Genomic DNA, 25,974 nt, shown 5'->3' with positions numbered 1-25,974 from the left:
AACTCTAGCCGGAATCGGCTCCTCGATCAGGAGTTCGGTCGGCGAGAAGCATGTTCACGAAACCGCGGGTGCTCGCCGTCTGGGGTCGGCCGGCGACCTGGACGAGTGAAATGGTGCGTTCGACCGTCGGCTGCAGCGGTATGTGGACGAGACCGGCGAACGAGATCATGGGAAGCACGAGTTCGGGCACCGCGGTGACACCGAGCCCGGCCGCCGCCAATCCCGCTACCGCGCCGATGTTCTGCGCCTGCATGACGGGTCCGAGTTCGATGCGCGCATCCTCGACGGCCCGGCGGACGGGTGCCGCGATGCTGCTCTCGGGTCCGAACGCGATGAACGGCTGTCCGGCGAGATCCGACCACCGGAGCACCGGCCGATCGGCGAACGGATGTGTCGGCGCGACGGCGCAATAGAAGGAGTCGCTCGTCAGAACGTCCTGCTGCAGGCCGGGCAGAATCCCCGAGGTGGTGACCAGGGCGAGGTCGACCGTGCCCGAGTACACGGCGTCGAGAACCTCCTGCCGCAGTCCGTCCCGTATCTGGAGGCGTACGTCGGGGTGCTGCTCGCGGAAGCTCACCACGTACGGGGGAAGGAACGTGGCCGCGAGCGAGGGCAGGCATGCCACCGTCACGATTCCGCGGTCACCGGTGACGAATCGTTCGATCTGCGTGAGTCCGTCGTCGAAGTCGTGGAGCATCCGCCGGGCGTGCTCGATGATCTCGTGCCCGTGCGTGGTCAGCTCGACACGGCGAGTGGTGCGCTCGAAGAGCGTGACGTCGAGTCGGCGCTCGGCCTCGGCGACCGAGCGGCTCAGCGAGGACTGAGACACGTCGAGCGCGTGGGCCGCCGAGGTGAAGCTCGCGTAGTCGGCGATGGCGACGATGCTCCTCAGGTGAGAGATCCCGAGATTGATGCTCATGCGCATCAGTATGGCCGGTATTCATGCGCCGGGTATTCATGAGATCAACTCATGAATCGATCGTCCATTGATATTTGACGCACAATTGTGAGGCGCGCGACACTGAGACTCCATTTCGAAGGAGGTCACATGGTTGCCGCGCTCGGGTTCGCCACGATCGCTTGTTTCCTGGCGCTGGCGTTCAGCCGTCGAGTCTCGGTGCTGGTCGCACTGATCCTCGTTCCCGTCGCGTTCGCGATCGTGGGCGGATGGGCACCCGACCTCGGGGAGATGGTGGGCGACGGTCTGCTGAAGGTCGCGCCCGTCGCCATCATGATCGCCTTCGCGGTGCTGTATTTCAGTCTGATGGTCGACGTGGGACTGTTCGACCCGGCGATCCGCCGGATCGTCCGGTGGGCAGGGGGAAATCCCACCAAGATCGCCGTCGGAACCGCGGTGCTGACCCTGCTCGTCGCGCTCGACGGCGACGGAACCTCGACCTTCCTGATCACCATCTCGGCGTTGCTGCCCATCTACCAGAAACTCGGGATGCGCCCGGTCGTCCTGACCGGCATCGTCTGCCTGGCTGCGGGACTGATGAACATGATTCCGTGGGGCGGCCCGACCGTCCGCGCCATGGCCGCGCTCGACCTGACCAGCGCCGACATCTTCACGCCGGTCCTGCCCGCGATGGGGGCCGGGGTCCTGTGGGTCCTGTTCGCCGCCTACATGATCGGTCGCACGGAACGTAAACGGCTCGGCGTCACCGAACTGGCATCTCCCGGCGGCGGTGGTCCCGGCACGCCGCACGTCTCCGACGCGCCGGTGCGCACCGGTCGCCAACGGGCGGTGATGGCGTTCAATACCGTGCTCACCCTCGTTCTGATCGTGATCCTGCTGTTCCAGCTCGTGCCGCTGGAGGTGGCATTCGCCATCGCATTCGCACTCGCGCTCGCCGTCAACCGCCCGAAGTGGGACGACCAGCAGGCCCTGTTCGCCAAGCACGGCGGCAACGTCACCATGGTGGTGGCGATGATCCTCGCGGCAGGCGTGCTCACCGGAATCCTCAACGGCACCGGGATGATCACCGCGATGGCGCAGACCTTCGTCTCCTGGATTCCGCAGTCCGCCGGGTCCCTGATCCCCGTCATCACCGCCGTCACGTCGATGCCGCTCAGCCTGGTCTTCACCCCGGACGCCTACTACTTCGGCGTCGTACCGGTGCTGGCGGAAACCACCGCATCGTTCGGTGGCGACCCCGCGGAGATCGGCCGCGCCGCCATCCTCGGCCAGATGACCACCGGGTTCCCGCTCAGCCCGCTGACCGCCGCGACGTTCATCCTGATCGGACTGAGCAAGGTGGACCTCGGCAAGCACCAGCGGTTCATCTTCGGCTGGGCCTTCGGAACCACGATCGTGATGACCGTCATGGCGCTGCTCACCGGTGCCATCTCGCTGTAATCGTCCGCGACACCACCTCAGGCCGGCCCACCCACCGCCCGTCGAACAAGCAAAGGACTTCGAGCCCGTGACACCATCGAGCACCCGCGGCAGCGCTTCGCGGAGCGTGCGACTCGGCGCCGGATCCGGGTTCTCCGGGGATCGCATCGACCCCGCCGAGAAACTCGCCCGGCACGCCGACCTCGACTACCTGATCTTCGAATGCCTCGGCGAACGCACCGTTGCCGCCGGAAACTCTCGCCGACTCGAGAACCCGGACGAAGGATACGATCCGCTCCTCGCCGCACGCATGCGCGCGGTTCTCCCGCACACGCTCGCGTCCGGGACCACGGTGATCACCAATGCCGGTGCCGCGAACCCTCTCACCGCTGCCGAATTGGTCTCCGGCATCGCCTCCCGGTCCGCCGACCGGCGGGTGCGCATCGCTGCCATCACGGGCGACGCGGTGCTCGAGCAGGTGCTGCGCCACGACCCGGTCGTGTGGGAGACCGGGAAACGTCTGTCGGAGCACGACGAGGAACTCGTCTCCGCGAACGCGTACATCGGCGCGGAGGCCGTGATCCCCGCGCTCGAACTGGACGCCGACGTCGTGGTCACCGGGCGTCTGGCCGACCCTTCCCTCTACGTCGCCCCACTCGCCCACCACTTCGGATGGGACCTGGCCGACCACGAAACCATCGGCGCTGCAACCGCGATCGGGCACCTACTCGAATGCGCCGGACAACTCACGGGCGGGTACTACGCGGATCCCGTCACCAAACCGGTGAAGGGTATGGCCGATCTCGGCTTCCCGTTCGCCGACGTCCTCGCCGACGGATCGGCGACTTTCGGCAAACTCGACGGATCCGGCGGGATACTCACCGAACGAACCTGCGCCGAGCAACTCCTGTACGAGGTGGGAGATCCCACGTCGTATCTGACCCCGGACGTCACCGCGGACTTCGGCAACGTGTCGTTCACCAGCGTCGGACCCGATCGGGTCGCCGTCACCGGTGCAACGGGGCGCCCCCGCCCACAGCAGCTGAAGGTCACCCTCGGGTTCCGCGGCGGCTGGCTCGGTGAGGGGCAGATCAGTTACGCGGGACCGCGGGCCTACCCCCGTGCCCAGCTCGCCGCGGACATCGTCACCGAACGTCTCGTCGACGTGCACGGCTTCGCCGAGGGCGCCGTCTCCGTCGAATACATCGGCGCCGGTGCCGCTTTCCGCGGACTCGACACCGACACCGATGCCCACGAGGTGCGCGTGCGGGTCACCGCCCGCGCACGGACCCGCGAGGAAGCCGACCTCGTCGGCTGGGAGGTGGAAAGCCTGTACACCAACGGACCGGCCGGCGGCGGCGGCGCCCGGCGGTCGTCGACCGAGGTACTCGCGATCCGCTCGTGCACCCTCCCCCGCGACCTCGTGCCCACCCGGGTGCATCTCACGGAGGTGTCGAAATGACCACGCCCGCAACTGTTCAGAAGATCGACACACTCGCAGACGTCCGTGCCGGCGACAAGGGGGACACCCTCATCGTCGCCGTGCTGGCCAGGGACCGGGCCGCCTACCGGCATCTCACGGAGAGACTGACCGAGGACGTCGTCGCCGCGCACTATGGTGAACTGATCACCGGACCCGCCCGGCGCACCTGCCAGCCGAACCTGACGGCGATGGTGTTCGAGTTGCCCGGCGTCCTCGGCGGCGGCGTCACGGGTTCACCCGCACTCGACGGACACGGCAAGACGCTGGGCTATCACCTGCTGAGCCTCGAAATCTGACGGGCTACACGGGATTCCGGTCTCGAGACGCTGCCAGGGTGGCGGCGAGCGCCTGACGATCGAGCTTGCCGCGCGGTGTGCGAGGCAAGCTGTCGACGGCGAGAACCTGAACCGGCATGCTGGGGCTGGGTAACGTGGCGCGCAGATGCCGCCAGATCTCGGTGGAACTCGGCCCGTCGCCGTCCACCACGATCGCGGCGGCCGGTGCCTCGCCCATCCGGCTGTCCGGTACTCCGATGCACGCAGCCTCCGAGATCCCGGGAATCGCGGTCAACGCCGCCTCGATGGCGGCAGGTTCCACATTGAGTCCCGCCCGGATCACCGTGTCGCTGTCCCGGCCGAACAACTGCAGGCTGTTGCCCGCCACCCGGCCACGGTCCCCCACCGTCATCCACCCGTCGGCGGGGCCGTTCACCACGCCGTCCTCGGTGAGGTAGCCGTCGAACAGCATGTTGCTGCGCACGTGAACCAGGCCCTCGCGAATCTCTGCGTCGACACCGTCGAACAGTTCGCCTGCCGCATGCTCGTCGGCGGCGCCGAGACCCCGGTCGAACGACACGAAGCTCAGTTCGGATGCGCCGTAGAAGTGCACGAGCGACGCATTCGGCAACACCTCCTGCAACGCCTGACGTCCCGTCCGCGGCCACCGGGCCGCCGACGACAGCACCTCGCGGACACTTCCGACCGGACCGATCCCCGATCGCACCACATCCCAGGCGATGGTGGGTACCGAGTACAGATGTGTGGCCGCGTCGCGCAGCGAGTGCGTGACCGATCGCAGATCCACCGTCGCACCGCGAGTGAGCCCGTGCAGCGCGCCGTACAGGAAATGGGTGTGGTCGAGAACTCCGGGCACCGCCACGCGATCCCCGCTGCCGATGTCGAACGTCGCGTCCGAGCGGTCGAGGGTCGTGGCCCACGAACGCTGGTTGCGCACGAACAGCTTCGGCTCACCCGTGGTGCCGGACGTGATGCCGACCAGCAGTTCGGTGCCGGGACGCGCCCGGTCCGCGGTGCCGTCGGATTCGAGGCTGTCCGCCGTCTCGACGGTCCCGTCGAATCCCAGTCTCCGCAACCTGGTGTGCTGGTGCGACGCGGCCACCACGGCACCGGGTTTCGCGAGCTCGAGAACCCGCGTCAGCTGCGCGGGCAGGAGATGCCGATGCAGCAGCACGACGCTGACTCCCGCGTGCATCGCCGCCGTCACCACGACCAGCGACCCGACATCCGACGTCGGCAGCACTGCGACCCGATTCATGCCGTCGAGCCCGGCGGCGGTGCGTGTGACCCGCGACCAGAACCGGCCGTAGTCGACGGTCTCGCGCGCGGACACGACCGCTGTCGTCTCCGGGTTCTCGGCAGCCCGTCGAGCGACACGCTCGGCGAGCAGCTCAGTCATCGTCCACTCCCCGTGCGACGAGGGCGTCGCCCATCGCATCCGCGGTCCGGAGGGCGCGGACCAGAACCGGTGTGGCCAGCGCCGTCATCGACCATTGCAACCCGCGCGCCTTCCGCGCCTGCGCCACCTCCTGCACGATCCCGGTCAGCAGCGGGATACACCGGATCGCCAACGCGAGCAGGAGCCCGATCCGGTCCGGATCGACCCCGAACCTCCGCAGGGGCCCGAGTGCGCGCGACACCGTGTCGAGCATGTCGGTGACCCGGGTGGTGAGCGTGACCAACGCGGCGAGCGCCACCGAGATCAGCAGCACCCCGCACACGACGACCGCCCGCGCGGGCGACGTGATCAGCACCTGGAACACGGCGATGATCAACAACATCCACACCACCGGACGCAACTGCGCCACGGCGACCCGCCACGGAATGGAGGCCACCGCGAACAGCAGGCCCACCACCAGGACGACGACACCGACCTCGAGCGGGGTGCGCACGAACACCGTGGCCGTGACGATCGACACGATCAACAGCAGCAGTTTCAGCCCGGCGGGCATCCTGTGCAGGAACGAGTCGCCCGGGCGGTACAGGCCGATCATTCGACCAACTGCCGGTACGCGGGGACGGCGTCGTCCGGGCTGCCGTCGAACGCGACGAGACCGTCGTCGATGACGATGACCCGTTCGAAACTCTCCAGCAGCGCCAGTTGGTGGGTCACGACGATCACCTGCTGGTCCATCGAATCGAGTGCTTCGGAGACGACGCGCGCGTTCCGCAGATCCAGCAGCGTCGTCGGCTCGTCGGCGATGATCACCTCCGGCCTGCGGATGAGGACGGCGCCGATGGCGAGCAGCTGCTTCTGGCCCCCGGACAGCAGGTGCGCGGGGTGATCGGCGTGCTGGTCGAGCCGGAACCGCACCAGGATCTCCTCGACGCGGCCGGCGATCTCCTGTTTGCTCAGACCGGACCGGCGCAGCGAGAACGCCAGGTCCTCGGACACCGTGGGCATGACGATCTGGGTGTCGGGGTCGGTGAACACGAACCCGACCTTGCGGCGCACCTGCGTGCCCTTTCTGGCGGCGTCGACACCGTCGACCGTGACGGTGCCGGAGGTGGGCTTCAGCAACCCGTTGATCATGCGCGCCAGGGTCGACTTGCCGGAACCGTTGGAACCGATGATGCCGACGCGGCGCTCGGAGAAACGCAGGTCGACGCCGCGCAGCACCGGGCGGTCCCCGAAGGCGTGCGTCACCGAATCGAAGACGATCTCACTCACGACACACGCTCCACGAGCATCGCGATGCCCTGTCCGCCGCCGATGGCACAGGCCGCGAGCCCGAGCGGGGGTCCGTCCTCGCGCAGCATCTGACTTGCCAAGCGCACCAACAAGATCGCTCCCGACGCGCCCCACGGGTGCCCCATGGCGATGGCGCCGCCCTGCGGGCAGATCACAGATTCGTCCAGGCCGAGTTCGTCCGACACCGCCAGCACCACCGACGCGAAGGCCTCGGTGATCTCGACGACGCCCAGATCCGCCACGTCGTATCCGGTCCTCTTCAGGAGTTTGCGGATCGCGGGAACCGGTCCGAGTCCGGGCAGCGCCGGGTCCGATCCCGCGACGGCCGAGCCGAGAATTCGCAACGCAGGCAGTCCGGCGGCCAGCGACTCGGTCGTCACCGCAAGCACGGCGGCGCCGTCCGAGATGCCGCAGGAGTTCCCTGCAGTGGCCGTTCCGCCGGCTCCGAAGCTGGGGCGTAGCCGCGCGAGCCTGGCCTCGGTCATGCCTGCGCGAATGCGCTGGTCCCGCTCGATGTCACCGACCGGCACGATTTCCGACGAGAAGTCGGCGGCTGCGGCGAGCGTGTGCGACCGCGCCGCGTACGCATCCTGCCGCTCACGGCTGATTCCGCGCACCCGCGCGAGATCGTCCGCGGCCGCCCCCATGTCGGGGTCGGGGAAGTCTTGCGGCGCAAAGGGAGCGCGGGTGTAGCGCACCGGATCGGCGCCCGGCGCCGGCGGCCAGAACCGCCACGGCGCCGTGCTCGCCGATTCGACGCCCCCGGCCAGAATCAGCTCGTCGGCGCCGCTGCGCACACGGAGCGCGGCCTGCATCACCGCGTCGAGTCCGGAACCGCACTGCCGGTCGACGGTGACACCGGGAACCTCCACACCCATCCCCGCCTGCAGGGCCGCGACCCGTGCCGGATCACCGCCCGGCCCGAGGCAATTGCCGAGGACTACGTCGTCGACCTCGGCATCGATGCCCGACCCCCGCAGCGACGTCAGAACCTCGCGCAGCACGGGGGCGGCCAGGTCGGTGGTGGTCAGATCGGCGAACCCGTGCCCGGCATTGCCGATCGGCGTCCGACGCGGCGCCACCAGAACAGGGACAGAGCTCATGCCAGCCAGTCTCTCACTCGACCTCGGGCGACCTTGCCACTGGCGGTCCGCGGCATCGCCTCGATCGGCACCCAGCGGCGGGGCAATGCTTCCTTCGTCAGCGTCCGGCGTGCTCGGGAACGGAGCTCACCGATCTCCGCGGTGCCGTCGAGCTCCACCACGGCGGTGACGGTCTCGCCGAGCACCGAATGCGGCGATCCGACGACGGCGGCCGCGGCGACACCGTCGAGCGTCTCGAGGATGCGCTCGACGTCCTCGGCGATCACCGTGGTGCCGCCGACATTGATCGCGGATTCTCCCCGGCCGCGCACCGTCAGCTCGCCGTCGTCACCGAGTTCGGCCAGGTCACCGACGCCGAACCACTCCGGGACTCCGATCACGCTGTACGGCGACCGGACGTACAGCAGACCGTCGCGGATGTCGGCGTCGACGCCGTCCAGCAGCCGGAGCGGTTCGGGCACCCGGCGCGCCGCGACGAGGGAGAGTTCCGCGGCGCCGTAGTACTCGACGATCTCGATGCCGTCCGCCACCGCGCGGGCGCCGTCGTCCAGGGCGGTGCCGGCGACGATCGCCGTGCGCAGCTTCGGGGCCTTCCCCACCACCTCACGGAGAACGGCGGGAACAGCGTGCACCACCGTCGCCCGGGACGGGTCGTCGGTGACGCACGCACCTCGCCAGAGTGCGTGCACTGCGCCGAACAGATGCATCGTGGCGTGCAACGGGCCGGTGATCAGCACATGGTCGGTCGCGTCGATGCCCGTGATCGCGGTGAAGGCGGGGAAGCTGTCGAACCAGGAGGCCGCGGTGCGCGCGAGCGGACGCGGCCTGCCGGTGGAGCCGGACGTCGCGACCAGCAGAAACGCGGAGGGTGGAATCACCGCGCGGTCCGGGCGCGCGTCGGGGTTCTCGACGATCACCGCCGTCCCCTGCCGCGCCGCCGCGCACACGCAGATCAGGGCATCCGGCACCGGCAGCATCGACGCGTCGTAGGCAGGCGCACCCTGGCCGTGCTCGAGGATCCATCGGTCGATGGCACGGTCGAGTTCGGCGTAGGTGTAGGTGCGGTCTTCGAAGTCGAGAGCAGGCTGATCGCCGGAGCCGCCGAGTTCGGAACTCACGTACGGATCAGGCCGGGGTACGCGCGATGCACGCTCTTGGCGACCACGGTCGCGACGACGACCTTGAGCAGGTCGCCGGGGATGAAGGCGAAGTTGGTGGTGATGGCGGCGCCGACACCCAGATCGGTGCGGAGCAGGAGTCCGACGGTGCCGAAGACGTAGATGACGACGATCCCGCCGAGGGCGTTGATCAGCAGACCGAGCGCGATCGGGTACTTCGGCAGGATCCGAGCGGTGAGGAGGCCGATGATCAGCGTCGCGGGAATCCAGCCGATGAGGTACCCGGCGCTGGGGCCTGCGAGCGCGGTCAGTCCGGTGCGGCCACCGGACAGCAGGGGCAGGCCGATCAGGGTCAGTGCGATGAAGACCGCGACGGCGGCTGTGCCCTTGCGAGCGCCGAGCACCGCGCCGGCGAGGATGACGCCGAGCGTCTGCAGTGTGATCGGCACTCCACTGAAGCCGACCGTGATGGCGCCGGGCAGACCCAGCGCCGCGATCAGCGCGGCGAAGACCGCGATCTGCGCCATGTCCCGCGCTGAAATACCGAGCCTCGACACCCGAGCACTCTCGACACCTGCCATGACGACTCCCTCTTGCTTCAAACTTGAACGACGTTCAAGGTATCAGGTCGGCGCGGACAACGGTGCGGCAGACTCCGCGACGTCGCCCTCGTCGGGCGTCGTGCGCGCCCCGGCCCGCGCTGCTCCGATCCCCGCCGCGACGACGAAACAGATCCCGGCCACGGCCGCGTGGTCCGGTACCTGATGCAACACGACGAGCCCGATGATCAACGCGAACGCCGGTTCCAGGCTCATCAGGGTCCCGAACGCCGCGGTGTTCAGCCGGCGCAGGGCGAGCATCTCCAGCGTGAACGGCACGACCGGCAGCAGTATCGCCAAACCCAGCCCGATGATCAACAGGTCCGGCGTCATCTTTCCGAGCATCGACGGTCCGCCCACCGCAGTCGCGACCAGCCCGGCGACCGGCATGGACACCGCGAGCCCGTTGAGACCGGCCACCTCGTCGCCCACGCGCTGGGTGAGCACGATGTAGAGGGCCCAGCACGCGGCCGCCCCCAGTGCGAACAGGATTCCGACCGGGTCGACGCCGCCGGCCCAGGGTTGCGTCAGCAGCAGCACCCCGACGGCCGCCAGCGCCGGCCACTTCAGGCGACCGCGTCCGTGCAGAACAGCGACGCCGAGGGGCCCGAGGAACTCGAGCGCGCTGGCGGTTCCCAGCGGGATCCGGTCCACCGCGGCCATGAACAGCAGGGTGACCGCCGCCGTGACCACTCCGAGCAGGACACACGCGCCGAGGGACGAACGCGTGAACGCCTTCCGACGAGGCCGCACGATCACGGCCAGCAACACCCCAGCCCATGCCAGGCGCAACCAGGCGGCACCCTCGGCGCCGACGCGTTCGGACACGCCGACGGAGATCGCGAGTCCGCTCTGCACGCACAGCATCGAGGTCAGCGCCATCGTCGCGCCGACGTGAGTCGAGTTCCTGGTCATGTCTGCATTGAAGGCCACCTCGACCGTTCACGTCCACGTGACTTTCATGGACAAACCGTTCGGATATCGCGAACAATTAGTGGGTGGATACCCGACGCCTGCATCTCCTGCTCGAGCTCTCCCGTCTCGGCTCCATGCGCGAGGTCGCCGAAACACACCGGCTGACCACCTCGACTGTCTCCCAGCAGATCGCCGCACTCGCGAAGGAGACGGGTGCGCAGCTCGTCGAACCGACCGGCCGCCGGGTGCGGCTCACTCCGGCCGGTCGCCGGCTGGCCGACCACGCCGTCACCATCCTGGCGGCCGTCGACGCCGCCCGGCTCGACCTCGACCCCCACGCCGAGCCGGTCGGCACCCTGCGCGTCGGGGGTTTCGCGACGGGCATCCGGGTGTCGCTGCTCCCGGTCGTCGCCGAACTGGCACGCACCCACTCTCAGGTGGACGTGGTGATCAGCGAATACGAGCCGGTCGAGGCGTTCGCATTGCTCGCCGACGACGAACTCGATCTCGCCCTGACCTACGACTACAACCTGGCACCGGCATCCCCGGGCACCGCGCTCGAGGCCGTCCCGTTGTGGTCGACTCCCTGGGGACTCGGCGTCCCCACGCCCGCCGGGAACGGACCCGCAGACGTCGCCGCCTATGCCGGTTCGCCCTGGATCGTGAACTCTCGCAACACTGCCGACGAGGACGCCGTCCGCACCCTGGCCTCGCTCGCGGGTTTCACACCGCACATCGCCCATCAGATCGACAGCCTCGACCTCGTCGAGGACCTCATCGCCGCCGGCTACGGGGTGGGCCTGCTGCCCGCCGACCGTCCCACGCGCAAGGAAGTCACGGTCCGCCCGCTCACCAACCCGAAGGTCGTGCTGACGGCCTACGCCGTGACCCGCCGCGGGAGGTCGACCTGGCCACCGCTGCGGCTGGTCCTCGACCGCCTGGCAGCCGTCACCCGGGAACGGCGATCAGCCGGCGCGACATGACCCACCGGATACACGACGCCCCGCCTGCGGGAGTACCAGGCGGGGCGGTTTCGAGCGGGAGCGCGCAGGGTGGGTTCTAGCGGGAGGCCACCGCGGAAGCCGCGTCCTTCAGGGTGCGGGCCGCGACCTGCAGCCCTTCGAGCTGTCCCAGTTCGACGTCCTCGTGTTCGATGTTGACCGCCATGTCCGGGTCGACCCGCTGCAAGGCGGCGAGGAAACGGGACCAGAAATCGACGTCGTGTCCGCGACCGACGGCGACGAAGTCCCACGCCGAGTCCTCGGGCCACTTGTTGACCACGTGCTTGCCACCGAGTCCGGTGGGGTTCTGGTCGGCCGGGATCCGGGTGAACCGGTCGTCGAGGACACCGTAGATCTTGCAGTTCTCGTTGATCCGGGTGTCCTTCGCCGCGGCGTGGAACACGAGGTCGCCGAGCCAGTCGACCGCGGCGACCGGATCGATGCCCTGCCAGAACAGGTGCGACGGGTCCATCTCGGCGCCGACGTTCGTCGCACCGGTCTTCTCGACCAGGCGCTCGAGAGTCGGCGGGTTGAACACCAGGTTCTGCGGGTGCATCTCGATCGCGACCTTGACGCCGTTCTCACGGGCGAGCGCGTCGATCTCCTTCCAGAACGGCACCGCGACCTGATCCCACTGGTAGTCGAGGGAGTCGAGATAGCCGCTGTCCCACGTGTTCACGTGCCAGGCCGGCCACTGGCCGCCGGCATGCGCGGCCGGCAGCCCGGACATCGTGACCACCCGGTCCACACCGAGCAGGCCGGCGACCTTGATCGCGTTGCGCAGGTCCTCGGCGTCCTCGGGGCCCACCTCGGGATCCGCGTGCAAGGGGTTGCCGTTGCAGTTCAGGCCGGCGATGGAGACGCCGGTCTCGTCGAAGACCTTCAGGTACTCCTGCGGTGACACCTCACCGGAGAGGAGTTCCTTGACAGGCAGGTGCGGGGTGGGCAGGAAGCCGCCCGCGTTGATCTCCGCGCCCTCGAGCCCGAGGGACGCGATGGTCTCCAGCGCCTCGCGCAGGCTGCGGTCGTGCAGGACGGCGGTGTACACACCGAGTTTCATGAGGGTTCCTTGCGTGGTGGGAAGAAGTTGGGGTTCAGTAGTTTTGCGGTTCAGCCGATCTTGACGGCTGCTCCGTCGGCGCGGGCGGACTCCGCGACGGCGGTGACGATCTGCATGCCGCGCAGGGCGTGGGCGAAGGACGGCAGCGGGCCGAGGACGTCGATGCCGGCGATCTGGTCGAGGAAGGCCCGGGCCTGGTAGGCGAAGAACTCCGCCTTGCCGTGGCCGACGCCGCCGGCATCCATCGGCAGGCCGCCCTGGATGTACGGGTGCTGCGGTCCGATGATCACCCGTCGCTGACCGTTCACGGTGCGGTCGAGGCCCTCGCTGGACACCGAGAACTCGGCGGCGCGAGCCAGGTCGAACGCCGCGGAGCCGGACGTCCCGAACAGCTCGAAACCGAGTCCGTCCGGAAGCTGGTGCGCGACACGGGAAGCGGAGAACGTGCCGACCGCGCCGTTCTGGAAGCGCGCCGTGAACGTCGCGAGGTCCTCGTTCTCGACGGGTGCCATCTCACCGGTGGTCTCGGCCTTGGTGTGACCGTAGGTGACTCCGGCAGGCACGGGACGCTCCGTGATCACCGTGGCGAAGGTCGCGCCGCTGATCTCGACGATCGGACCGCACACGAATTCGGCCATGTCGAGCAGGTGACTGCCGACGTCTGCCAGAGCGCCCGTTCCGGGACCCCCGCGGTACCGCCAGGTGATCGGCGAGGCGGGGTCGAGGCCGTAGTCGCACCAGTAGTGCCCGTTGAAGTGGATGATGTCGCCGAGTCGGCCCGTCGCGAGTTCGTCGCGGATCGCCTGGATGGCCGGCGACCGGCGGTAGGTGTACCCGACCGTCGCGATCGTGTCGGCATCCGCAGCGGCCGCGACCATGGCCTCGGCGTCCGTGATGGACCCGGCCAGGGGCTTCTCGCACAGCACGTGCTTCCCCGCGGCGAGGAGCCCTTCGACGATCTCCCGGTGCAACTGGTTGGCGACCACGACGCTCACGGCGTCGATGTCCGGCGATTCGGCGATGGCCTGCCAGCTGTACTCGGCCCGCTCGTACCCGTACCGCTTCGCGGTGTCGTCGGCGACGGCCTGGTTGGTGTCGGCGATCGCAACCAGACGCACGTCGGGGCGGTCGGTTCCGAACAGCGTCGACGCCATGCGATATCCGGCGGCGTGTGCTCGTCCGGCCATGCCGCCGCCGATGACGGCGACACCGATCGAGTTGGAAGTCATGAGTGGAAGCCTTTCGGTGTGATGTTGACCCGGCGGAAGTGCACGTCGGCTACCCGCAGACACCCGCACGGATGAGTGAAGACGCCCTCCGGCTAGTTCGGTCTATTTAACCGGTCTAGTACGACTACTATGAGCTGAGTCACGCCACCCTGTCAAGCCCCGGCTCGCGAGCCGGCGAGCGGGCCGCGCCCCTTGACGAACACCCTTGACGCGCACATACTGAATGCAATTTCACTGAATATTGATTCAGCGGATGGGAAGTCGGGAGGATGTATGGAGGTCATCGTCGCAGGCGGAGGTGTGTCCGGGACCGCGACTGCAATCGCATTGCGCCGCACCGGTTCCGACGTCACCCTGTACGAAACACACCCCGACCCGGCAGGACAGGTGGGCTCATTTCTGAGTCTGGCATCCAACGGACTGCGGGGGCTGAAGGCGCTCGGTTGCCTGGACCAGGTCCGGCAGGCCGGTTTCGCGGTGGCCACTCAGCGGATGTGGTCCGGCACCGGGAGGCTGCTGGCGGAAGTTCCGCGCGGACGGCTGTCGGGGGATCCGCTGCACAGTACGACGCTGATGCGGGGTTCCCTGGTCGAGGTGCTGCGTGAGTGCGCCGCCCAGGCCGGGGTACGGATCGTCACCGGCCGCCGACTGGTAGGGGCCGAGCCCGCGGGAAACGGTATCCGCGCGCTGTTCGCCGACGGTCCCAGCGTCCGCGCCGACCTACTGGTCGGCGCCGACGGCCTCTGGTCGGCTATCCGGTCGGTCCTCGATCCGGGCGCGCCCCGACCCGCCTACGGGGGCCTCTACAGCGTCTCGGGCATCGCCGGCGGCGTCCCGGCCGAGACCGGCGCGTTCAACATGATTTTCGCGCGGAGCGGCGCCTTTCTCCACATCCCGGCGCCGGACGGAACCGTGTGGTGGTCCGCGCAGGTTGCCGATCCCCGGCCACCGGACCTGACCGGTGTCGGCGACGACTGGTGGCTCGAGCGACTCGCCGAGCTGTACCGGTTCGAGCCGCAGGCGCTCGAGATCATCAGGGCGACCACGCAATTGCACCGTCCGACGCTCATGCACACGCTGGCCGAAGTCCCCGTCTGGCACGACGAACGCGTCGTCCTCGTCGGCGACGCCGCTCACCCGGTCGGCGCGGGGCAGGGCGCCTCGATGGCCATCGAAGACGCCGTGGTCCTGGCCCGGGTACTCGCCGAGGCCGGCTCGACCGGGGAAGGTCTCGCGGAGTACGACCGGCTCCGCCGCGCCCGAATCGGGAAGATGGCCAAGGCGGCCCGCACCAACCGCGACGCCAAGACCAGCGGCCCGCTCGCGCGCCGGCTCCGCGACCTCGTCATGCCGATCGCCTTCGGGCACTTCTACGAAAAGGCCACCACCTGGCTCTACGCCCACGATCTGGGCACACTGCCCGCGCAGGCCGAGGAATCCCGGCCCGCCGAACACTGACGGCCGCCGCAGGTCAGGACACGCCCGACTGGGATCCTTCCATCGGCTCGGGCGCGGGCCCGGTGGTACGGCGCGCGACGAGCCGCGGGCGGAGGACGGTCGCGACCGATTCGGTCCTCCCCCGGTCCAGCCGCTGGATGACAGCGTCCACCGCCGTGGCGGCCTGCTCCCGCGGTTGCTGATTGACCGACGTCAGATCGATGTGCGCGAGCTGGGCGAGCACGCTGTCGTCATATCCGGAGACCGAGACGTCTTCGGGAATACGCACGCCCCGGCTCCGCAGTTCGCCGATCAGCCCGATGGCACTGCGGTCGTTGGCCGCGATCACCGCGGTGGGAAGCTGCGACCGCCCGAGCAGCGTCTCCGCGGCGACCGTTCCGGCGCTGTCGGTGAAGTCGCCCTCGACGACGTCGATGTCGAGTCCGTGACGACGCATGGCACGGGTGTATCCCGACTTCCGGTCGGCCGCAATCGTGCCCGTACCACCGCTGAGGTGCGTGATTCGGCGATGCCCCAGCTCCACGAGATGGTCGACGACGGTGCCGATCCCCTTGCCGTCCGCTGTCCGCACGACGTCGACGGCGCCGTCTCCGACGCGGCGACCGACCACGACCACCGGTACCCGCTCCCCGAGCGTGTCGAGAACGTCGGTGCCGAGTTCGGTGCCGAGCAGGATCAAGGCTTCGCAGCGGAAATCGAGGAGCGTTTCGACGACTTTCGGTTCGGCGTGCGTGGGAGTCAGCGCACCGAGCACCACCTCGTACCCGTGGTCGTCGGCGGCGGCGACGATGTACTCGACCATCTCGGCGTGGAAGCTGTTGCGAATATCAGCCGTCACACCCACGAGGTGGGTCCGCCGGAGCGACATCAGGGCGGCCGTACGGTTCGGTCGGTACCCGAGCTCGTCCGCGACGTCGAGGACCCGCTTCCGCGTCTCGGCACTCGGTCCGGGAACGCGCCGAAACACCATGGAGACCAATGCCTTCGACACCCCCACGCGGTCGGCGATGTCCTGCATGGTCACGGCCTGCCGGGGCATCGGAGCAGGACCACCACTCCGGGCGTCGTCGTCGCTTCGCATGTGCAGACCCTTTCGCTCGCCGAGCACGAGGCACACCCAGAGTATCCGACATAGACCGAGGTACTAGACCGGGCTACCTACTTGAACCGGCGCTGATCTCAGCCAGTAGTTTCTCCCCCGGCGCCAGGGCAGAGTGTGGGCATGGATTCACGGGAGAGCGGCGACGCGCTGGGGATACTCGCCGACGCGATGGTCGGCGAACTGACGGTGGACTCGGCCGCGGTGCGCGAAGCACTCGACGGGGTCGCTGCCGGCCCGGCCGACAGGGCGGCGTTCGCGGAGAAGGTGCGCCGGCACCAGCTCGAGCTGACCCGTTTGCGGCGACGGGAACGCGAACTCGGGGTGTTGTTCTCCAGTGCCCGCGAACTCGCCGAACTCCGTGACATCGACGCCCTCCTCGGACGGTTGGTGAGCCGCGCCCACGAGATGATGGGCACCGACGTCACCTACCTGTCGGAGTTCGATCCGGCGACGCGGGAACTGAACGTCCGCAAGACCGCCGGCTCGGTGACGCCGCAGTTCCAGCACCTCCGCGTTCCCCCGGGAATGGGGCTGGCCAGTCAGATCGCCGATTCCCGCGCCGCGCAATGGGTTCTGCGTTATCAGGACTACGCGGAGGGACTGCACGAGGAACTCATCGACGACGCTGTCGCCGCGGAGGGGATCGTGTCGATTCTCGGGGTACCGATGCTCTCGGACGGTCGCGTGCTCGGTGTGCTGTTCGCCGCGACCCGCCAGGAGTACGCCTTCACCCCGGACGAGATCGCCGTGCTGTCCGCGCTCGCCGATCACGCGTCGGTGGTGCTGCAGACCGCCAGCACCCTCGAACAGGTTCGCAGGTCCGAGGACGAGGCCCGCACGGCACTCGACCGGTTGACCGACTACCTGCAGGTCCGCGACCGGTCCACGGTGGTGCACCAGGAACTGATCGAGGCAGTTCTGGTGGGGGGCGGATTCGAGCAGGTGGCCGGCACTCTTGCCACCGCACTCGGGCGCACGGTCACGATCGTCGACCGGGATCTGCACGTCGTCGCCTCCCACCCCACGCCTGCCGGGCAGGTATCCGTCCAGTTGCCGCCGGTGATGCTCGATGCCATCACGAGGAGCCGGACCACCGGCCATTGCGTTCACGTCGACGACCCCGGGACGCCGATCGTGGCCGCGGTCATCGCAGGCGAGTTGTATTTCGGCGCGGTGCTGGTCGGGTCCGGGGACGTCGAACTCGGACCGGTCGACGAGCGCACCATCGAACGCGCCGCGCAGGTGGGCGCACTGCTGGTGCTGCAGCAGAACGCGGTGGCCGACGCAGACCTGCGGGCCCGCGTCGAGTTGGTCGCGGACCTGCTCGACCCGGCACCGGAGCGGCGGCGCGATCTGGAACGACGAGTGCGCGCCCAGCGAGTCACCCTCGCTGCCCTCGCCATCGTCGTGCTGATCTCGGTCCCGGCCGAGAACCGGGCCACCGCCGCCCGTGCGGCCACCGCGTTCGTCGGTGATCGCGGTCTGGTCGGGGAGCATGCCGGCATGGTCGCGGTGGTTCTCACCACCACCGCCCCGCCCGACCTCGTCACGGACCTGCGCGACTACCTGCGGGAAACGCTGCACGGCCCGGTCCTCGCGATCACGACACCCCGGGCGGAGTCGCCGGACGCGCTCCCCGCACGATTCGAGTCCGGGCTCCGCACCGCTCGCCTGCTGGCTGCGCTCGGCACCACCGACGCCGCGGCCAGCACCGACGCCTACCTGCCGTACGCACTCCTGTTCGACACCGATGCCCGAACGTTGAACGCGTTCATCGACGAGACGATCGGTCCGGTGCGCGCCTACGACGACGGCAAGGGCACAGACCTCCTCGCCACGTTGCGCGCCTTCGTCCGCAACGAGGGCAGTCCGACGAAGACGGCACGGGCCCTCAACTATCACACCAACACGATTCTGCAGCGCCTCCACCGACTGGAGATGCTGTTGGGGCCCGAGTGGCGCAACGATGAACACCTGTTCCGCATCTCGGCCGCGGTCCGCCTCGACGAACTCCGCGAGCAGTGACAGTCACACATTCCTGAATGAAATACATGTGCGATTGATACATGTCGGGGCCGGCGGAACAGCCCTACCGTGTGAACCGAAGCACATGACAGGGTTGCCGCCGGAACGCACCACACGTCCGGCCGCCCGTGAGTACGTGGAGGAACGCCAGTGCCCGTCAACAGCCGCATCCCCGGTCTGAAGGATTCCAGCGCGCAGCAGCGCCGCAAGGTGGTCGCCGAGAGGACCGGCCTGTCCGACCTCGACGTCGCCGTGTTCGATCCCGAACAGGGTCTCGGCGTCGCCCAGGCCGATCACATGATCGAGAACGTCGTCGGGGTGATGGGAATCCCGGTGGGTGTCGCGACCAACTTCACGGTCAACGGGCGTGACTACCTCGTGCCGATGGCCACCGAGGAACCGTCCGTGGTGGCCGCGGCCAGCAACGCCGCCCGGATGGCGCGGGTGCACGGGGGCTTCCACACCTCGAGCACCGATCCGGTGATGCAGGCCCAGATCCAGATCCTCGACTGCCCCGACCCCGAGGCCGCCCGGCTGCGGGTGCTCGAGGCCCGCACGGAGATCCTCGAACTGGCCAACGCGCAGGACCCTATGCTGGTGCGGTTCGGCGGCGGCGCCCGCGACCTCACCGTCCGACTCGTCCCGACGCGCACCGGCGTGCACGTCGTGACACACATCCACGTCGACGTGCGAGATGCCATGGGCGCCAACGCCGTCAACACCATGGCCGAGGCCATCGCACCGCGGCTCGCCGAGATCTCCGGCGGTCGTTCGCTGCTGCGGATCCTGACGAACAAGGCGGACCTGCGAATCACCCGGGCCCGGGCCGTATTCGACAAGGACCTGCTCGGCGGCGACGAGGTGGTCGACAACATCGTGCACGCCTCCGCACTCGCCGAATCCGACCCCTACCGCGCCGCGACCCACAACAAGGGCATCATGAACGGCATCACCGCCGCCGTCCTGGCCACCGGCAACGACACCCGCGCCGTCGAGGCGGGCTGCCACTCGCACGCGATCGCCGCGGACGGCCGGTATACGGCGCTCTCGCACTTCGAGAAGACCTCGGACGGTCACCTCTCCGGCACCCTCGAGGTACCGATGGCCGTGGGCCTGGTCGGCGGTGCCACCAAGGTCCACCCCGTCGCGCAGGCAGCGGTGAAGATGCTCGGCGTCTCCACCGCCTCGGAGCTGGCGGACGTGATCGCCGCGGTGGGACTCGCACAGAACCTGGGCGCCTGCCGCGCGCTCGCCGCCGAGGGCATCCAACGCGGCCACATGAGTCTGCACGCCCGCACCATCGCCGCCTCGGCCGGCGCCACCGGCGACGAACTCGACGTCGTGGTCAAGCGACTCATCGACGACCAGCGCATCCGGGTCGAGCACGCGGAAAAGGTGCTCGCCGACCTTCGTTCCGGACACTGACATGACCACCCCCGCGGATCTCGACCCGGTGTGGCGTCCGGCGCCCCACGAGTTCGCCGACCCCTCACTGCCCCCTGCGGTTCGCGTCTACGAGGTCGGACCGCGCGACGGACTCCAGGCCGAGTCGACCCTCGTTCCCACCGCGGTCAAGGCCGAGTTCTGCCGTCGGCTCGTGTCCGCCGGCATCCGATCACTCGAGGTGACGAGTTTCGTTTCCCCGAAATGGATTCCGCGACTCGCCGACGCCGAAGCGCTCATGGCCGAACTCGACCTCCCCGACACCGTCCGCCAGGTCGTGCTGGCCCCCAACGAGCGGGGGCTGGAGCGGGCGCTCACCGCCGGCGCCCGGGAAGTGGCCGTCTTCGTCAGCGCCACCGAGACGTTCGCCCGGAAGAACCTGAACACCACCGTCGCCGGGGCCCTCGACAACGCCCGGCCGGTGGTCGAGGGTGCCCGGGCGGCCGGTATCGGCACCCGTGGCTACATCTCGATGTGCTTCGGTGATCCGTGGGAGGGGCTGGTCGATCCCCGCCGTGTCGCCGACATCGCCGCGCAACTGACGGACATGGGATGCTCGTCGATCTCGCTCGGTGACACCATCGGCGTCGCCACCCCCGGCCACGTCCGAGCCGTGCTCGACGCAGTGCAGGCCGAGGATGTTCCGATCGACTCCATCGCGGGACATTTCCACGACACCTACGGTCAGGCGCTGTCCAACGTGCACGCCGCACTGATCGCAGGAGTCACCGAATTCGACACCGCAGCAGGGGGACTCGGCAGCTGCCCCTACGCGAAGGGCGCCACCGGGAACCTCGCCACCGAGGATCTGGTGTGGATGCTGCACGGCCTCGGCATCGACACGGGCATCGATCTCGACGCACTGACCGACACCTCCCGCTGGATGGCCGGGCACATCGGCCATCCCAGCCCGTCGCGGGTGGCGACGGCCCTGACCGCCGCCCGCTCCTGAAGCACGACCCCCTCACACGGAAGAACAGACGATGTCCATCGATAGCCAGCCCGCACCGCAGGCTCCCCCGCCCACCGACGATCAGACGCCTCGGCCTCGTTACCTCGAGGTGTGGGGCGACACGGTGGTCGGGCGAGATCTCGCCGTCTCCGTCGTCATCGGTATCGTTGTGAGCGTCTGCGCGCTCCTCGGCGCGACCGCACTCTTCAACTCCTTCGTCACGGATTCGTCTCTGGCAGAGGCATATGCGCTTCTGGTCGGGATCGCCGCATGCCTCGTCGCGGGCGTCGTCAGCGGGAAGCTGTTCCGCCCCAAGCGGAACATCGCCGTCGACTCGTCCGACGGCGACACCGTCGGCGACGTCATCCGGGTGCTGCAGGAAGAGCGGCAGGGGCTGGGGTCGGTCGGCGACCTGCCCGCCCAGACGGTCCGGGAGTTGAAGGATCTCGACCTCTACGACCGGTTCGTCGAGGCGGAGACGCAGGCACACGAGACGGGCGGACGATCATGAGTGTGCTGTTCACCAACGACGTCCTCGTCGCGATCGCGCTCGGCGTGATCGGCGCCATCGTGTTCTCCCTGATCGGGCTGGTGTCCGGGACCGACGAGACGGCCACCATCGCCCCGCTGACGCTGCTGGTCATCCTGCTCGGTGCCCCGCCCGCGGCGGTGTTCACCTTCTTCCTCGCCGGCGCCGTCGCCAAGCACATGACCCACGCGGTGCCCACCACGTTGCTCGGCATCCCCGGCGACACGATGGCCGTGCCGCTGATGCGTGAGGCGCGATTGCTGCGCAGCCTCGGTGTGCCGCACATCGCTCTGCGCAAGGCGATCTCGGGCGCGATCATCTCCGCGTTCATCGCCGTCCCCGTGGCGGTGCTGTTCGCCACCCTGCTCGCACCGGTGGCGGACACCGTCCAGTCGGTGGCACCGTGGTTGTTCCTCGTCGCCGCCGTCGCGATCGCCTACACGTCGCCGGGCAGGTGGTCCGGCGTCGCCGCGCTCGTGCCGTTCGTCGTCCTCATCCTGGCGCTCAAGTCGCTGACGAAGAGCTACGACGTCTCCCTGAATATCAGCTACTTCCTCGGCATCGCGGTCGGCCCGCTCATCGCGGACCTGTTCCTCGTGCTGGGTGCGTCGGGGCGCAAGGACATGGCCCGCACGGAACCGGCGACGGTGTGGCTCGCCCCGGAGATCAAGGGGTGGAAGGGCTACTTCCCGAACCCGTTCCGGATGCTCGACGGCAAGCAGACGGCACAGGTCGCGGCGACTGCGACCGTCTCGAGCGCCACATTCGTCTTCAGCCCGGTCGCGATGACCGTGCTCATGGGTGAAGTCGTCGGTTCCCGGGTCAAGCAGGGCTACCACCGGTTGACGTCGGTGATCGCCGCCCGCAACGGAACCACCGAATCGACCTACATCGCCGAGGCCCTCATTCCGCTCATCGCGTTCGGTCTGCCGCTGAGCCCCGTCGCCGCGGGGCCGGCCGCCCCGCTGTTCAACGCGCCACCGGTTTTCACGACCGACGACGGCACCGGGCAGATCCGCAACCTGTCCACGGCACTGACGAACTGGGAGTTCCTGCTCTACGGTCTCGGCGCGGTGGTGATCGCCGCGATCATCGCGTACCCGTTCGCGATGAACTTCGCTCACCGCGCGGCCACGCTCGTCGTCCGGTACGTCAGCCACGAGGCAATCATCGCCACGTTCACGGGCCTGGTCGTCGTCATCAGTGTCTGGGAGGGCGGCGTCCTCGGACTCGCCGTCACCCTCACCGTCGGACTCGTCGGCGGTCTGCTGTCGCGGGCGTTCAAGATCCACGCAGGCGTCCTGTTCATGGGGTACTACGTGGCAGTCCTCAGCGTGCCCGCCATCCTCGCGCTCTGACCGTGCCGACTACGTGGTGACCAGGTCGATGGCGACGGCCGATCCCTGCGGATCGACGACCGCGTCGAGGATGGTCTTCTGCGTCTGGGTCAGGTGCTCGGTGCAGGCCGCGGCAGCCGCCGGTCCGTCGCCGGCGAGGATCGCACGGCACATCGCCCGGTGCTCAGCCAGCGAGACGTCCAGTCGTTCCGGGTGGGAGTGGGCGATGTTGCGCAGTCTCTCGGTGTGCGGCCGGAGCTCGGCAATCGATCGGGCCAGTTGCGAGTTCCGGGTGTGCGCGATCACGGCCTGGTCATAGGTTTCGGTGAGTTCGTAGAAGCGATCCCGCCGGGACTCGGACGGGTCCTCCTCCGAGATCGCCCCGAGTGCTTCCGCTACCTCTTCGAATTGCTGCCGGGCCGCCGCGTCCCGGCCGACGGCCTCGGCGACCATGCGCGCCGCGGCCGCTTCGAGCAGGATGCGCAGCTCGAACAAGTCCCGAACACTCTTGATGGAGATGGGAGCGACCCGTGCCCCCTGCCGGTCGGTGAGCGAGACCAGCCCGTCCGCTTCGAGCCGAAGGAAGGCCTGACGCACCGGGGTGCGAGACGCCGAGAACCGCGTGCCCACGTCGATGGCACTCAGCGACTGACCCGGAGATAGTGTCCCGTTCAGGATGTCCTGCTTGAGCTGGACGTATACCAGTTCGCTCTTGCTTTCGCCCGCCATGCATACATCCTAACGTTCGCTACCGTATGAGCTAAGGTATACGCTAATGCGCACCATAGAACAGGGACAGCATCCCGGAGTAGGCGTCCACGCGTGAACGACGTGCAATCCACCGAACGATCCGTGCCGACGCGCGCGTCCGAACTGCGCCGTCACGGACTCCGATGGGCTGCACTGATCGCACTCTCGATCGGCGGCTGGGCGCTCGGCGAGAGCGTCGGACTGACAGCGGCGGGTCTCTTCTCGGCTCTGATCGTCGCGGCGACCCTGGCCGTCACCGGCTGGGGGCCCTCCCGAGTGCCGCGCCCGCTGGGAAAGCTTGCCCAGGGGGTGCTGGCGAGCGCGGTCGGGCTGATGGTGCACCGGGACACGAACGCCGCCCTGGGCTCGATGTGGGTGCCGGTGGTCTCGATCGCGGCCGCGACTCTCGCGCTCAGCGTGGCGGCCGGCGCCCTCCTCGCGCTGCACCGTGACGTGGACGCGGTGACCGGATCCCTCTCCATGACTGCGGGCGGCGCCACCGGACTCGTCGCGATGGCGCGTGAACTCGGCGGCGACGACCGGGTCGTCGCAGTGGTGCAGTACCTGAGGGTGGCGCTCGTCGTCGTGTCGATGCCGATGATCGTCACGTTCGGCTTCCGTGCCGATACCGGTGCAGAGACCGTGACAGGCACCGATGGCGGCGGGTCCGAATGGTATGTGACCCTGCCATTCCTGGCACTGTTCATCGTGGGCGGCACCGCTGTGGCATCTCTCGTGCGACTACCCGCACCCGCGACATTGGGTCCGCTGGCCGTGAGTGCCGGCTTCGAACTCGGCGGCTGGAGCGACGCGGTCGCGGTCCCGCCGATGCTGATGACCGCCGCGCTGATCCTCATCGGCTGGCAGGCCGGGCTCGCGTTCGACCGGGCGAGCCTGCGGGCGATCGGGCGAATCCTGCCGTACGCGGCGCTGCTCACATTGCTGGTCGGGGCGGCCTGCGCCGGGCTGGGTGTCCTACTCTCCCACCTCACCGGCGCGAGCCTCCTCGAGGCGTATCTCGCCACCACGCCCGGTGGCCTGGCGGCGGTGCTGGCCGTCTCGGCATCCACCGCCTCCAACGTCACGTTCGTCGCGGCCGCTCAGGTGTTGCGCCTGGTCATCATGCTCGTCACCACCCCCATCATGGTGAAGGTGTTTGCCCACTTCAGTTCTCGGCGCCGACGAGCGTAGCCGGGGATCCTCTCCGGACAGCACGGTCCGGCCTGCGTCCGGGCCGTCTCGACCGGAGAGGAGTCCCGTACACCCCGAGTTTCGTTGCAGTTTCTCCGAACTCGGGGTGCACCGGGAAGTGGGTTCCTCGAATGTCGGCGCATGGCATCTACCTCCGATTCTCTAGAGCAGCTACCGAGCTGCATGGCGGGTCGGTGTCGGGTCGGTCAGCCGTAAACCCTCGAGATGAAGGCGGCGAGGTTGACGCGGACCCGCTCGATCCTCTCCTCGGGTTCGAGATCCTCGCGGTACTGCCTGCCCAGTGCGGGCGACTTCTTCCGGCGCGCGTAGAGCGAGCAGGCGAGATCGGCGCACATGTAGGTGCCGATCGAGTTGCCCCGCCGTCCGGATTCACCCGACTTGCGGGCGGTCATCAGCGAGACCCCGCCATTGGCGTGTGTGGTCATGCAGACGGTGCACATCTGCGCGCGGCGATAACCGCCCGTTTCGTAGCGCAGCGCGACGCCGACCAGACCGCCGTCCCGTGGCACGACCACATAGCAGCGGCCCGGAAACGACGGGTCACCCCAGCCGAGGAAGTCGAGATCGTCCCAGGGCCGATCGTCCAGGTCACGAGGGACGGGCAGACGCTTGGCGTCGCCTTTGGAGCAGTTGATGAACGACGACCTGATGTCGCGTTCGGTGACGGGTTCCATGACGAGATGAACTCCTTCTGTCGACGGGTTACAAAGCCACGTGACAATACGGACCGCAGTGAGGTCGAGCAACGGATTTTCGGAACGATCTCTGGCTGCGTTGCGGCCGTTGAATCGCCGTCTGCGGCGACAACGGGACGAGCGGTCGGAATCGGTGAGAGTATAGGTCTGTGAGCGCACAGGCAGAGCATGAGGAGAGACGTCGCCCGATCCCGGACACTCCGTTGGGTTACCTAGAGCAGCTACCCGCCCTCGTCCTGCTCGAGCGCCTTCCGGTTCCCGTCCTGGCGGTCGAGAGCGACGGCACCGTCGTCCACGCGAACAGTGCTTTCGAGGAGATGCTGGGTTATCCCGTCGCTTCACTGCGCGGACACCCGGTGTCCGAACTCCTCGCCCTGGACGACGACGCGCCGACGGGTGCCGACGCGGTCGAGCACCTCCGCGGGTCCGCCACCTCCCCAGTCGACCTCGCACATCAGGACGGGTCCCGAGTGCGCGCACTCGTCAGCCGGCCCATCCTCCGTCGGCAGGACGATCCGGTGACCCTCGTCTGTTTCCACGACGTCACCGAACAACTGTGGAACGGCGGCCGGGCGCCCGGCTTCTGACCCCGCCCCACAGACGCACGGACATTGGCCGGATTCCGATGCAATTGCCT

Annotated in this window: 25 protein-coding genes; 12 read left to right on the top strand and 13 right to left on the bottom strand. The window is 68.6% G+C overall.

Annotated elements, in window-relative coordinates; translation table 11 throughout:
- Positions 1–4: 4 nt before the first annotated feature.
- Positions 5–925 (bottom strand): LysR family transcriptional regulator, encoded by a 921-nt coding sequence (locus AZG88_RS35935; protein WP_005258441.1) that lies wholly within the window; start codon positions 923–925, stop codon positions 5–7.
- Between the two features lie 123 nt (positions 926–1,048).
- Here AZG88_RS35935 and AZG88_RS35930 point away from each other — a divergent pair, with 123 nt between their 5' ends.
- The 3 genes from AZG88_RS35930 (at position 1,049) to AZG88_RS35920 (ending at position 4,117) form a co-directional block, all read left to right on the top strand.
- Positions 1,049–2,359: a CitMHS family transporter gene (locus tag AZG88_RS35930; protein ID WP_061042427.1), complete on the top strand. Its 1,311-nt coding sequence runs from the start codon at positions 1,049–1,051 to the stop codon at positions 2,357–2,359.
- A 67-nt stretch (positions 2,360–2,426) separates the two neighbouring features.
- Positions 2,427–3,800, top strand: a complete 1,374-nt coding sequence (locus AZG88_RS35925; protein WP_061700463.1) for an acyclic terpene utilization AtuA family protein — start codon at positions 2,427–2,429, stop codon at positions 3,798–3,800.
- Positions 3,797–4,117 (top strand): AtuA-related protein, encoded by a 321-nt coding sequence (locus AZG88_RS35920; RefSeq protein ID WP_061042428.1) that lies wholly within the window; start codon positions 3,797–3,799, stop codon positions 4,115–4,117. Before AZG88_RS35925 ends, AZG88_RS35920 begins: the two co-directional genes overlap by 4 nt.
- Before the next feature lie 4 nt (positions 4,118–4,121).
- On the opposite strand, the gene AZG88_RS35915 is transcribed toward AZG88_RS35920, so the two are convergent.
- From AZG88_RS35915 to AZG88_RS35885, 7 genes are read right to left on the bottom strand one after another with little or no spacing between them, the layout of a single operon-like run.
- Positions 4,122–5,516: an AMP-binding protein gene (locus AZG88_RS35915; RefSeq protein ID WP_061700462.1), complete on the bottom strand. Its 1,395-nt coding sequence runs from the start codon at positions 5,514–5,516 to the stop codon at positions 4,122–4,124.
- Positions 5,509–6,111: an energy-coupling factor transporter transmembrane component T family protein gene (locus AZG88_RS35910; RefSeq protein WP_061700461.1), complete on the bottom strand. Its 603-nt coding sequence runs from the start codon at positions 6,109–6,111 to the stop codon at positions 5,509–5,511. The genes AZG88_RS35915 and AZG88_RS35910 overlap by 8 nt, the downstream gene beginning before the upstream one ends.
- A complete protein-coding gene (locus AZG88_RS35905; protein ID WP_061700460.1) occupies positions 6,108–6,788 on the bottom strand; it encodes an energy-coupling factor ABC transporter ATP-binding protein in 681 nt (226 codons plus the stop codon). Before AZG88_RS35905 ends, AZG88_RS35910 begins: the two co-directional genes overlap by 4 nt.
- Complete coding sequence (locus tag AZG88_RS35900; RefSeq protein WP_025431983.1) at positions 6,785–7,912, bottom strand: thiolase family protein; 1,128 nt, start codon at positions 7,910–7,912, stop codon at positions 6,785–6,787. The genes AZG88_RS35905 and AZG88_RS35900 overlap by 4 nt, the downstream gene beginning before the upstream one ends.
- Complete coding sequence (locus tag AZG88_RS35895; protein ID WP_061700459.1) at positions 7,909–9,030, bottom strand: class I adenylate-forming enzyme family protein; 1,122 nt, start codon at positions 9,028–9,030, stop codon at positions 7,909–7,911. Before AZG88_RS35895 ends, AZG88_RS35900 begins: the two co-directional genes overlap by 4 nt.
- Positions 9,027–9,611, bottom strand: a complete 585-nt coding sequence (locus AZG88_RS35890) for a biotin transporter BioY (RefSeq protein WP_007299149.1) — start codon at positions 9,609–9,611, stop codon at positions 9,027–9,029. Before AZG88_RS35890 ends, AZG88_RS35895 begins: the two co-directional genes overlap by 4 nt.
- Positions 9,612–9,653: 42 nt before the next feature.
- A complete protein-coding gene (locus AZG88_RS35885; RefSeq protein WP_082764537.1) occupies positions 9,654–10,544 on the bottom strand; it encodes an EamA family transporter in 891 nt (296 codons plus the stop codon).
- A gap of 83 nt (positions 10,545–10,627) precedes the next feature.
- Here AZG88_RS35885 and AZG88_RS35880 point away from each other — a divergent pair, with 83 nt between their 5' ends.
- Positions 10,628–11,527 (top strand): LysR family transcriptional regulator, encoded by a 900-nt coding sequence (locus tag AZG88_RS35880; protein ID WP_005243622.1) that lies wholly within the window; start codon positions 10,628–10,630, stop codon positions 11,525–11,527.
- A 76-nt stretch (positions 11,528–11,603) separates the two neighbouring features.
- Here AZG88_RS35880 and AZG88_RS35875 read toward each other — a convergent pair whose 3' ends face one another.
- Both AZG88_RS35875 and AZG88_RS35870 read right to left on the bottom strand, forming a co-directional pair.
- Positions 11,604–12,605 (bottom strand): sugar phosphate isomerase/epimerase family protein, encoded by a 1,002-nt coding sequence (locus AZG88_RS35875; protein ID WP_005243623.1) that lies wholly within the window; start codon positions 12,603–12,605, stop codon positions 11,604–11,606.
- 50 nt (positions 12,606–12,655) lie between these two features.
- Positions 12,656–13,834 (bottom strand): Gfo/Idh/MocA family protein, encoded by a 1,179-nt coding sequence (locus AZG88_RS35870; RefSeq protein WP_005243624.1) that lies wholly within the window; start codon positions 13,832–13,834, stop codon positions 12,656–12,658.
- 273 nt (positions 13,835–14,107) lie between these two features.
- Between AZG88_RS35870 and AZG88_RS35865 the strand changes: the two genes are divergently transcribed.
- On the top strand, positions 14,108–15,292 hold the full coding sequence (locus tag AZG88_RS35865) for an FAD-dependent oxidoreductase (protein ID WP_061700458.1): 1,185 nt from the start codon (positions 14,108–14,110) through the stop codon (positions 15,290–15,292).
- 13 nt (positions 15,293–15,305) lie between these two features.
- Here the strand turns inward: AZG88_RS35865 and AZG88_RS35860 are convergent, their stop codons facing one another.
- On the bottom strand, positions 15,306–16,373 hold the full coding sequence (locus AZG88_RS35860) for a LacI family DNA-binding transcriptional regulator (RefSeq protein WP_080578212.1): 1,068 nt from the start codon (positions 16,371–16,373) through the stop codon (positions 15,306–15,308).
- 141 nt (positions 16,374–16,514) lie between these two features.
- Here AZG88_RS35860 and AZG88_RS35855 point away from each other — a divergent pair, with 141 nt between their 5' ends.
- The 5 genes from AZG88_RS35855 to AZG88_RS35835 all read left to right on the top strand — a co-directional run bounded on the left by AZG88_RS35855 (position 16,515) and on the right by AZG88_RS35835 (position 22,701).
- Complete coding sequence (locus AZG88_RS35855) at positions 16,515–18,419, top strand: helix-turn-helix domain-containing protein (protein WP_061700457.1); 1,905 nt, start codon at positions 16,515–16,517, stop codon at positions 18,417–18,419.
- A 150-nt stretch (positions 18,420–18,569) separates the two neighbouring features.
- The gene (locus tag AZG88_RS35850) at positions 18,570–19,844 is read left to right on the top strand and encodes a hydroxymethylglutaryl-CoA reductase, degradative (protein ID WP_005243630.1); all 1,275 of its coding nucleotides are present in this window, start codon (positions 18,570–18,572) and stop codon (positions 19,842–19,844) included.
- Between the two features lies 1 nt (position 19,845).
- On the top strand, positions 19,846–20,814 hold the full coding sequence (locus AZG88_RS35845) for a hydroxymethylglutaryl-CoA lyase (RefSeq protein WP_082833555.1): 969 nt from the start codon (positions 19,846–19,848) through the stop codon (positions 20,812–20,814).
- Between the two features lie 31 nt (positions 20,815–20,845).
- The gene (locus tag AZG88_RS35840) at positions 20,846–21,325 is read left to right on the top strand and encodes a hypothetical protein (protein WP_061042436.1); all 480 of its coding nucleotides are present in this window, start codon (positions 20,846–20,848) and stop codon (positions 21,323–21,325) included.
- A complete protein-coding gene (locus AZG88_RS35835) occupies positions 21,322–22,701 on the top strand; it encodes a tripartite tricarboxylate transporter permease (RefSeq protein WP_061042437.1) in 1,380 nt (459 codons plus the stop codon). The genes AZG88_RS35840 and AZG88_RS35835 overlap by 4 nt, the downstream gene beginning before the upstream one ends.
- Before the next feature lie 9 nt (positions 22,702–22,710).
- On the opposite strand, the gene AZG88_RS35830 is transcribed toward AZG88_RS35835, so the two are convergent.
- Positions 22,711–23,409, bottom strand: coding sequence for a GntR family transcriptional regulator (locus tag AZG88_RS35830; RefSeq protein ID WP_061042438.1), 699 nt, complete (start codon positions 23,407–23,409; stop codon positions 22,711–22,713).
- A gap of 93 nt (positions 23,410–23,502) precedes the next feature.
- On the opposite strand from AZG88_RS35830, the gene AZG88_RS35825 reads away from it, so the two are divergent.
- Positions 23,503–24,621, top strand: a complete 1,119-nt coding sequence (locus AZG88_RS35825) for an AbrB family transcriptional regulator (RefSeq protein WP_061700456.1) — start codon at positions 23,503–23,505, stop codon at positions 24,619–24,621.
- 206 nt (positions 24,622–24,827) lie between these two features.
- On the opposite strand, the gene AZG88_RS35820 is transcribed toward AZG88_RS35825, so the two are convergent.
- Positions 24,828–25,316: an FBP domain-containing protein gene (locus tag AZG88_RS35820; RefSeq protein ID WP_061700455.1), complete on the bottom strand. Its 489-nt coding sequence runs from the start codon at positions 25,314–25,316 to the stop codon at positions 24,828–24,830.
- A 170-nt stretch (positions 25,317–25,486) separates the two neighbouring features.
- Between AZG88_RS35820 and AZG88_RS35815 the strand changes: the two genes are divergently transcribed.
- Complete coding sequence (locus tag AZG88_RS35815; RefSeq protein ID WP_005243642.1) at positions 25,487–25,924, top strand: PAS domain S-box protein; 438 nt, start codon at positions 25,487–25,489, stop codon at positions 25,922–25,924.
- The last annotated feature ends 50 nt before the right edge of the window (positions 25,925–25,974 follow it).

It is taken from the genome of Rhodococcus sp. LB1, from assembly GCF_001583455.1.
In the GTDB taxonomy this organism is placed as follows: domain Bacteria; phylum Actinomycetota; class Actinomycetes; order Mycobacteriales; family Mycobacteriaceae; genus Rhodococcus_F; species Rhodococcus_F opacus.
This window is presented reverse-complemented; position numbering and strand designations above follow the sequence as displayed.

What these genes read in the sequence shown, in the direction of transcription:
- AZG88_RS35935 (WP_005258441.1), bottom strand. Translation starts at nt 925, where the DNA reads ATGCGCATGAGCATCAATCTCGGGATCTCTCACCTGAGGAGCATCGTC.
- AZG88_RS35930 (WP_061042427.1), top strand. Translation starts at nt 1,049, where the DNA reads ATGGTTGCCGCGCTCGGGTTCGCCACGATCGCTTGTTTCCTGGCGCTG.
- AZG88_RS35920 (WP_061042428.1), top strand. Translation starts at nt 3,797, where the DNA reads ATGACCACGCCCGCAACTGTTCAGAAGATCGACACACTCGCAGACGTC.
- AZG88_RS35915 (WP_061700462.1), bottom strand. Translation starts at nt 5,516, where the DNA reads ATGACTGAGCTGCTCGCCGAGCGTGTCGCTCGACGGGCTGCCGAGAAC.
- AZG88_RS35910 (WP_061700461.1), bottom strand. Translation starts at nt 6,111, where the DNA reads ATGATCGGCCTGTACCGCCCGGGCGACTCGTTCCTGCACAGGATGCCC.
- AZG88_RS35900 (WP_025431983.1), bottom strand. Translation starts at nt 7,912, where the DNA reads ATGAGCTCTGTCCCTGTTCTGGTGGCGCCGCGTCGGACGCCGATCGGC.
- AZG88_RS35890 (WP_007299149.1), bottom strand. Translation starts at nt 9,611, where the DNA reads ATGGCAGGTGTCGAGAGTGCTCGGGTGTCGAGGCTCGGTATTTCAGCG.
- AZG88_RS35885 (WP_082764537.1), bottom strand. Translation starts at nt 10,544, where the DNA reads ATGACCAGGAACTCGACTCACGTCGGCGCGACGATGGCGCTGACCTCG.
- AZG88_RS35875 (WP_005243623.1), bottom strand. Translation starts at nt 12,605, where the DNA reads ATGAAACTCGGTGTGTACACCGCCGTCCTGCACGACCGCAGCCTGCGC.
- AZG88_RS35870 (WP_005243624.1), bottom strand. Translation starts at nt 13,834, where the DNA reads ATGACTTCCAACTCGATCGGTGTCGCCGTCATCGGCGGCGGCATGGCC.
- AZG88_RS35865 (WP_061700458.1), top strand. Translation starts at nt 14,108, where the DNA reads ATGGAGGTCATCGTCGCAGGCGGAGGTGTGTCCGGGACCGCGACTGCA.
- AZG88_RS35860 (WP_080578212.1), bottom strand. Translation starts at nt 16,373, where the DNA reads ATGCGAAGCGACGACGACGCCCGGAGTGGTGGTCCTGCTCCGATGCCC.
- AZG88_RS35855 (WP_061700457.1), top strand. Translation starts at nt 16,515, where the DNA reads ATGGATTCACGGGAGAGCGGCGACGCGCTGGGGATACTCGCCGACGCG.
- AZG88_RS35845 (WP_082833555.1), top strand. Translation starts at nt 19,846, where the DNA reads ATGACCACCCCCGCGGATCTCGACCCGGTGTGGCGTCCGGCGCCCCAC.
- AZG88_RS35840 (WP_061042436.1), top strand. Translation starts at nt 20,846, where the DNA reads ATGTCCATCGATAGCCAGCCCGCACCGCAGGCTCCCCCGCCCACCGAC.
- AZG88_RS35835 (WP_061042437.1), top strand. Translation starts at nt 21,322, where the DNA reads ATGAGTGTGCTGTTCACCAACGACGTCCTCGTCGCGATCGCGCTCGGC.
- AZG88_RS35830 (WP_061042438.1), bottom strand. Translation starts at nt 23,409, where the DNA reads ATGGCGGGCGAAAGCAAGAGCGAACTGGTATACGTCCAGCTCAAGCAG.
- AZG88_RS35820 (WP_061700455.1), bottom strand. Translation starts at nt 25,316, where the DNA reads ATGGAACCCGTCACCGAACGCGACATCAGGTCGTCGTTCATCAACTGC.